Origin of the sequence: Brevibacterium sp. p3-SID960, from assembly GCF_025144725.1 — a bacterium.
Classification (GTDB): domain Bacteria; phylum Actinomycetota; class Actinomycetes; order Actinomycetales; family Brevibacteriaceae; genus Brevibacterium.
On record NZ_JALXKS010000001.1, the window covers coordinates 175,737 to 183,626 of the forward strand.

Genomic DNA, 7,890 nt, shown 5'->3' on the forward strand with positions numbered 1-7,890 from the left:
CGCGGCTATGCTGTCTCCATGAGCGAGTTCACCCAGGCGATTGCGACCGTCCAGATCGACAACGAGTTCGCCCGCGTGACCGAATGGCGCTTTCCGCCCGGATCCGAGACGACGATGCACGTCCATGAGATGGACTACGTCGTCGTGCCGACCGAACCGGGCACGCTGACGGTGGTGACACCGGAGGAGACGTTCGAGAACGTGCTCGTCCCCGGTGCCAGCTACACCCGGCCGGTGGGCAGCGCGCACAACGTCATCAACAAGTCCGACACCGAATGCGCCTTCGTCGAGGTCGAGTTCAAGCAGCGCACCGGCAGCTGAGCCGCAGTCGGCCGGCCGAGATTGCTGACAGGTTACGTGTTGTTCAGCAGAACTTCGGACCGGGCTCCCGATTTCTGAGTGAATCCTGGATACCGTGGAAGAGTCTCATCTGCACTCCCGGTCATCCGGGGTGCACTCCGACCGAAGGATTCCTCCATGCACTCCCTCCACCTCCGCGCAACGGCTGTGGCCGGTTCCGTGCTCATCGCAGCCGGCACCTCCGGTGCGCTCATCGCCATTCCTGCGGCTGCGGCGCCGGACGGCACGGCGACGATCTCCGAGATCGCCTACGCCGGTGCCGACGAGACCGACTTCATCGAGATCGCCGCTGACCCCGGCACCGATCTCTCCGGCTGGACCGTCGGCACAGTCACCCGCGGCGGCACCCCGAACTCCGGCGCCCACGTCGTCACCCTGCCGGCCGGCACCACGGCCCCGGACTCCGGCGCGCACGCGGTGATGGTGCCGATCACCAACTCGGTCAAGTCCGGCAGCGCCGCCGATGGCGCATACGGCTCCTCTGCCTTCGTCGTCGACGCCGACGGCGAGCTGCAGGACTTCGCGCAGGTCGGCGGCACCACCGGCGGTCGCGGTGTGACCGCAGGCTCCAGCACGCTGCTGCCCGAGGCGGTCCAGGGCAAACAGGCGACCCCGACCGGGGAGACGGCGCCGAAGGGCCAGTCGATCCAGAAGTCCGGCAGCAGCTGGAGCGCTGGCACGCCGACACCCGGCGAGCTCCCCGACGATGCGCCGAACCCGGACCCGACCGACGACCCGACGGATCCGGCCAACCTCACCCCGATCTCCGAGATCCAGGGCACCGGTCAGACCAGCCCGCTCGACGGCACGACCGTCAGCACCCGCGGTGTTGTCACCGCTGCCTATCCCGAGGGCGGCCTCGACGGATACTTCATCCAGACCGCCGGCAGCGGCGGCGACGCCCACCAGGTGCCCGGCGCCTCGGAGGGCCTGTTCGTGTACTCGAAGGAGACCGTCGGCACGGTCAAGCCCGGCGCCCACGTCGAGGTCACCGGCACAGTGAGCGAATACTACGGCCAGACCCAGATCACCGTCTCCGGCAGCGGCCTGACCGAGCTGAGCGAGCCGGCCGAGGCTCCCAAGCCGTTCACCGGCGCGCTGCCGGACGGCGATGAGGCCCGCGAATCTCTCGAGGGCATGCTCGTCCACCCGGCCGGGCCGATCACCGTGGCCGACACCTACACCGCCAACCGCTACGGCGAGGTCGGCCTGACCAACGGCACGAAGCCGCTGCGCCACCACACCGACGCCCACCGCCCCGGCACCGATGAGGCCAAGCAGCTTGAAGCGGAGAACAACGATCGCTTCTACCTGCTCGACGACGGCGCGACCCGCGACTTCACCGGCAAGGCCAGCGACGTGCCGGTGCCCTACGTCTCCCTCGACAATCCGGTGCGCGTCGGCGCTGAGGCGACCTTCACCTCGGCGGCGGTGCTCGGCTACGGACACGAAACCTGGCGCCTGCAGCCCACCGCGACCGTCACCGGTGACAACGAGGAGGAGACCGCTCCGGCGACGTTCGCCGACAACCGTCCGGCCGCTCCCGAGGCGGTGGGCGGGCAGCTGAGCATCGCCAGCTACAACGTGCTCAACTACTTCCCGACCACCGGTGATGAGCTCTCAGGCTGCCAGTACTACACCGACCGCGAGGGCAATCCGATCACCGTGCGCAGCGGCTGCGCTGCCCGCGGTGCGGCCAACGCCGAGAACTTCGAACGCCAGCAGGCCAAGATCGTCAACGGCATCAACACCCTCGACGCCTCGATCGTCGCGCTCGAGGAGATCGAGCAGTCGGCGGCCTTCGGCAAGGACCGCGACGACGCCCTCAACCAGCTCGTCGACGCGCTCAACGCTGCTGCCGGTTCTGAGAAGTGGGCGGCTGCGGCCAGCCCCGAGCAGGTCCCAGCCGTCGGTGAGGATGTCATCCGCACCGCGTTCATCTACCAGCCGGCTGCGGCCGAGCCGGTCGGCTCCCCGGCGATCCTCGACAACCCGGCTTACTCGAATGCCCGCGCCCCGCTCGCGCAGGCTTTCGCGAAGCCCGGTGAGACCGACGCGGAGTTCGTCGCGATCGTCAACCACTTCAAGTCGAAGGGCTCCGGCTCCGGTGACGGCAACGAGGATTCCGGTGACGGCCAGGGCGCTTCGAACGCTGACCGCGTCAAGCAGGCCAAAGCGCTGGTCGGGTTCGCCGATGAGCAGAAGAAGGCCACCGGTACCGATAAGGCGTTCCTGCTCGGCGACTTCAACTCCTACACCTTCGAAGACCCGATGCAGGTGTTCTACGAGGCCGGGTACACCAACCTCGGTGAGGAGCACACCGACGAGCAGACCTACCTGTTCGGCGGCCGCGTCGGCAGCCTCGACCACATCCTCGCCAGCGCAGATCTCGCAGGCGATGTCACCGGTGCCGATGTGTGGAACATCAACTCCGGTGAGTCGATCGGGCTGGAGTACAGCCGCTACAACAACAACGTCCGCAAGCTGTACGACCATTCGGTCTTCCGCTCTTCAGACCATGATCCGCTCATCGTCGGCTTCAACGTCGACGACGATGCTGGTGATGACCCGACTGAGGATCCCACGGCTGACCCGACTGAGGATCCCACGGCTGACCCGACCGATGACCCCACGTCCGACCCGACCGGGGATCCCACGGCTGACCCGACCGGGGATCCCACGGCTGACCCGACCGATGACCCCACGTCCGACCCGACCGGGGATCCCACGGCTGACCCGACCGATGACCCCACGTCCGACCCGACCGGGGATCCCACGGCTGACCCGACCGATGACCCCTCCGACGACGGCAGGGACGATGAGGGCGACGACGACGGCCAGGGTCAGGACAATGACGCCCGTCGCCTTCCGCGCACGGGCATGGAGCTCGGCAGCCTGGCCGTAGCCGGAGTGCTCGTCGGGCTCGGCGCGGGTGCCGTCGCACTGACCCGCCGCCGCAAGGGCTGACACGCGCAGGCTCCTGGCCACACAGACGCCGGCTGAGACCGAAAGGCCTCAGCCGGCGTTTTCTGTGTGCAAAATCACAACATCTTGATAACAGACCGAAATATGTGGTGCCGGTCACAGTTTCATCCGCGTAAAGTTTCGCCAGAGCCGCGTCCAACCCAGCGGCAGCGAAAGGAATGGTGTCACAGTGTCTCCACCGACCGCAGCTATCGACTTCGAAAAAGTCGAATCCCAACCGGAGTTCCAAGCGCTGAAGAAGAAGCACCGCTCGCTGGTGCTGCCGCTGAGCGCGTTCTTCTTCCTCTGGTACTTCGCCTATGTCCTGCTCGGCGCCTACGCCCATGACTTCATGGCGACCCCGGTGCTCGGCAACATCAACCTCGGCATCCTGCTCGGCCTCGGCCAGTTCGCCACAACCTTCATCATCACGATGGTCTACGTGCGCTTCGCCAACCGGCGCATCGACCCGGCAGCCAACGAGATCCGCCTGATGCTGGAGAAGCAGGCCGATGGCTTCGCCGACCGCCCCGCAGATGCCCGCGGCGCCCATGCCGTCGGCAAAGCTGCAGAGACCCCCACCGAGAACGAGGCGGGCGAACGATGACGCTCGCAGCCGCACTGACCACGGCGGCCCAGGACAATCCCACCGCAGAGAACAACCCGGTCCTCAACATCGCGATCTTCCTCGTCTTCGTCGCCATCACGATGACGATCGTCTTCCGTGTCGCCAAGCGCAATGCAAGCGCTTCCGACTTCTATGCCGGTGGTCGATCGTTCTCCGGCCCGCAGAACGGCTTTGCGATCTCCGGCGACTACCTCTCAGCCGCTTCCTTCCTCGGCATCGTCGGCGCCATCGCGGTGACCGGCTACGACGGCTTCCTCTACTCGATCGGCTTCCTCGTCGCCTGGCTCGTCGCACTGCTGCTCGTCGCCGAGCTCATGCGCAACACCGGCAAATTCACGATGGCCGATGTGCTCTCCTTCCGCCTCAAGCAGCGCCCCGTGCGCCTGGCCGCGGCGATGTCGACGCTGGCCGTGTGCTTCTTCTACCTGCTCGCGCAGATGGCCGGCGCCGGTGGACTCGTCTCCCTCCTGCTGGGCATCGACAGCAAGACCGGCCAGTCGATTGTCGTCGCCGTCGTCGGCGTCCTCATGATCATGTACGTCATGTTCGGCGGCATGAAGGGCACCACCTGGGTGCAGATCGTCAAAGCGTTCCTGCTCATCGGCGGCGCTGGCATCATGACGATCTGGGTGCTGGCGATCAACGGGTTCAACTTCTCCCAGTTGCTCGGCGATGCCGTTGCCAATGCGACTGCTGACCCACCCGAGGCGTTGCTCGCCCCCGGACTCAAGTACGGCGCGCTGCCAATCGACTTCGTGTCCCTGTCGATCGCCCTCGTGCTCGGCACTGCTGCGCTGCCCCATGTGCTCATGCGCTTCTACACCGTTCCGACCGCACTTGAGGCCCGCCGCTCGGTGGTCTGGGCGATCTGGCTCATCGGCATCTTCTACCTCTTCACCCTGGTGCTCGGCTACGGCGCTGCCGCCATGGTCGGCTCCGAGGCGATCGAGAACGCCCCAGGCGGAGTGAACTCGGCAGCACCGCTGCTTGCGCTCGAACTCGGCGGGCCGATCCTACTCGGCACGATATCGGCAGTGGCGTTCGCGACGATCCTCGCCGTCGTCGCCGGCCTGACGATCACCGCAGCAGCATCGTTCTCGCACGACATCTACAACTCGGTCATCAAGCGCGGCACCGCCACGCAGCAGACCGAAGTGAAGGTCGCCCGCATCACCGTGCTGGCCATCGGCGGTGTCGCGATCTTCGGCGGCATCGGCGTGCAGGGACAGAACATCGCCTTCCTCGTCGCCCTGGCCTTCGCGGTGGCGGCGAGCGCGAACCTGCCGACGATCCTGTACTCGCTGTTCTGGCGCCGGTTCACCACCCGCGGTGCGGTATGGTCGATCTACGGCGGACTCATCACCGCCGTCGGCCTCATCGCGATCTCCCCGGTGGTCTCCGGCACGGAGACCGCGATGCTCGGGCCGAACATCGACTTCGCAATCTTCCCGCTGCAGAACCCGGGGATCATCTCGATTCCTGTCGGATTCCTGCTCGGCTTCATCGGATCGCTGACCGACAAGCGCGGTGAGGATCCGAAGCTCGCAGCTGAAATGGAGGTCCGCTCGATGACCGGCTACGGCGCTGAGAAAGCCGTCGAACACTGAGCGACTCAGCATCTCTGCAGGTCAGAGACTGAATAGCGAAACCGCCGCCCGAAAGCCGGGCGGCGGTTTCAGTTCGCGCGCCACGAGGGATTCGAACCCCCAACCTTCTGATCCGTAGTCAGATGCTCTATCCGTTGAGCTAGTGGCGCACTGTCGCAATGACCAGAACAACTATACACACGATCGCCCGCAAGCCAAAATCCGCACCCTGCGGTCTTTCCACATCCGCCAACCACCGCCTCGGGCGTGGCGTCCTGGAGCCGAAACCAGGCTTTGGGAATATACGTCATACCAATGGGAATGTTCGTCTCTTATCTGACGCCTCTTGAGCATAAGTCCTCGGCTTGTGACTCAATGCACAGGCGCGAGGCCCGCGAATCTCCGGTGCCTGCGAAGAACCGTTCGTACGGTGGAGGCATCGCTTGGCGGCGACGTCCGCTCAGCAGAACTCCGAAACCCCGACAGATCAGGAGATCCTCATGACCGTCCTCGACCGTGGCTCAGTCGACGACCTGCTTGCTGGTGCACCGACCGGCAACGAGAAGATCCTCAGCTTCGTCCGCTCGATCGCCGAGCGCACCACTCCCGACCGCATCGAGTGGATCACCGGCGATGACGACCAGAAGCGATCACTGCAGAACCAGCTTATCGAAGCCGGCACCCTCAAGCCGCTGCCCAAGCAGAAGGACTCGTTCTACGCCGCCTCCGACCCGGACGATGTCGCCCGCGTCGAAGAGCGCACCTACATCTGCTCGCGCAATGAGGCCGACGCCGGCCCGCTGAACAACTGGATGGCTCCCGATGAGATGAAGTCCATCCTCAACGACCTCTTCGACGGCTCGATGAAGGGCCGGACGATGTACGTCATCCCATTCGTCATGGGACGTGCCGATGCCGACCAGCCGATGTTCGGCATCGAGGTCACCGACTCCGCCTACGTCGTCCTGTCCATGCAGATCATGGCCCGCTGCGGCACCGCCGAACTCAAGGCCATCGAGGAGCACGGCGGCGAGTTCGTCGAATGCGTCCACTCCGTCGGCGCGCCGCTGGAGCCCGGCCAGGAGGACGTCGCGTGGCCGTGCAACACGACGAAGTACATCACCCACTTCCCCGAAGAGCGCGCCATCTGGTCGTTCGGCTCCGGCTACGGCGGCAACGCACTGCTGGGCAAGAAGTGCTACTCGCTGCGCATCGCCTCGGCGGTCGCCCGCGAGGAGGGCTGGCTGGCCGAGCACATGCTCATCCTCAAGCTCACCAGCCCTGAAGGTGAGGTCAAGTACATCGCTGCGGCCTTCCCGAGCGCCTGCGGCAAGACCAACCTTGCGATGATCGAGCCGACGCTTAAGGGTTGGAAGGCCGAAACGCTCGGCGACGACATCGCCTGGATGCGCTTCGGCGCCGACGGCCAGCTCTACGCCGTCAACCCGGAGTTCGGCCTCTTCGGCGTGGCACCGGGCACCGGCTACACCACCAACCCGACTGCGATGCGCGCGATCGAGGCCGGCGGCAACGTCTTCACCAACGTTGCGCTCACCGATGACGGCGACGTCTGGTGGGAGGGCATGACCGAGGAGACCCCGTCCCACCTGACCGACTGGAAGGGCAATGACTGGACTCCGGAGTCAGGCACCCCGGCCGCGCACCCGAACTCGCGCTTCTGCACCCCGATCACCAACACCCCGACGCTTGCCGATGAGTACGAGAACCCCAACGGCGTGCCGATCTCGGCGATCCTCTTCGGCGGCCGCCGCAAGACGACGATGCCGCTGGTGACCGAGACCAGGGACTGGACCCACGGCGTGTTCATGGGATCCACCTTGTCCTCGGAGACGACCGCTGCGGCCAAGGGCCAGGTCGGTGTCGTGCGCCGCGATCCGATGGCGATGCGCCCGTTCATCGGCTACAACGTCGGCGACTACTTCCGCCACTGGCTGGAGATCGGCCGCACCGAGGGCGCGAAGCTGCCGAAGATCTTCTACGTCAACTGGTTCCGCCGCGACGAGGACGGCTCGTTCCTGTGGCCGGGCTTCTCGGAGAACTCCCGCGTCCTCAAGTGGGTATTCGAACGAGTGGCCGGCACCGCTGAGGCCGTCGAGACCCCATTGGGCCACACCCCGGCCGAGGGCTCGCTCGATATCGAGGGCCTCGACGTGACCGAAGAGCAGCTGCGCAAGGCGCTCGCCATCAAGCCCGAGGAATGGGCTGAGGAGCTCGCCTCGATCGAGGAATGGTACAACTCGCTCGGCGATCACGTCCCGGCCGAACTCAAGGCCGAGGTCGACAGCCTCCGCCAGCGCCTCGGCGTGCAGTGACGCCGCACCTCTGACTGAG

5 protein-coding genes and 1 tRNA gene are annotated in these 7,890 nt (G+C 66.0%); 5 read left to right on the plus strand and 1 reads right to left on the minus strand.

The features are described from left to right. Nucleotides 1-18: 18 nt before the first annotated feature. The 4 genes from M3B11_RS00780 to M3B11_RS00800 all read left to right on the plus strand — a co-directional run bounded on the left by M3B11_RS00780 (nt 19) and on the right by M3B11_RS00800 (nt 5,559). Nucleotides 19-321 carry a cupin domain-containing protein gene (locus M3B11_RS00780; protein WP_259874614.1) on the plus strand — a complete coding sequence of 101 codons (303 nt, stop codon included), beginning with the start codon at nt 19-21 and terminating at the stop codon, nt 319-321. 156 nt (nt 322-477) lie between these two features. Next, entirely contained in the window at nt 478-3,327 is a 2,850-nt protein-coding gene (locus M3B11_RS00785; protein WP_311197704.1) for an ExeM/NucH family extracellular endonuclease, read from the plus strand. Nucleotides 3,328-3,514: 187 nt separating this feature from the next. Continuing rightward, on the plus strand, nt 3,515-3,931 hold the full coding sequence (locus M3B11_RS00795; protein WP_311197705.1) for a DUF485 domain-containing protein: 417 nt from the start codon (nt 3,515-3,517) through the stop codon (nt 3,929-3,931). Continuing rightward, nucleotides 3,928-5,559: a cation acetate symporter gene (locus tag M3B11_RS00800; RefSeq protein WP_217006644.1), complete on the plus strand. Its 1,632-nt coding sequence runs from the start codon at nt 3,928-3,930 to the stop codon at nt 5,557-5,559. The genes M3B11_RS00795 and M3B11_RS00800 overlap by 4 nt, the downstream gene beginning before the upstream one ends. Before the next feature lie 76 nt (nt 5,560-5,635). Here M3B11_RS00800 and M3B11_RS00805 read toward each other — a convergent pair. Beyond that, nucleotides 5,636-5,708: transfer RNA gene (locus M3B11_RS00805), tRNA-Arg, on the minus strand. A 330-nt stretch (nt 5,709-6,038) separates the two neighbouring features. Here M3B11_RS00805 and M3B11_RS00810 point away from each other — a divergent pair. Further along, complete coding sequence (locus M3B11_RS00810) at nt 6,039-7,871, plus strand: phosphoenolpyruvate carboxykinase (GTP) (protein WP_259874634.1); 1,833 nt, start codon at nt 6,039-6,041, stop codon at nt 7,869-7,871. The last annotated feature ends 19 nt before the right edge of the window (nt 7,872-7,890 follow it).

What these genes read in the sequence shown, in the direction of transcription:
- M3B11_RS00780 (WP_259874614.1), top strand. Translation starts at nt 19, where the DNA reads ATGAGCGAGTTCACCCAGGCGATTGCGACCGTCCAGATCGACAACGAG.
- M3B11_RS00800 (WP_217006644.1), top strand. Translation starts at nt 3,928, where the DNA reads ATGACGCTCGCAGCCGCACTGACCACGGCGGCCCAGGACAATCCCACC.
- M3B11_RS00785 (WP_311197704.1), top strand. Translation starts at nt 478, where the DNA reads ATGCACTCCCTCCACCTCCGCGCAACGGCTGTGGCCGGTTCCGTGCTC.
- M3B11_RS00810 (WP_259874634.1), top strand. Translation starts at nt 6,039, where the DNA reads ATGACCGTCCTCGACCGTGGCTCAGTCGACGACCTGCTTGCTGGTGCA.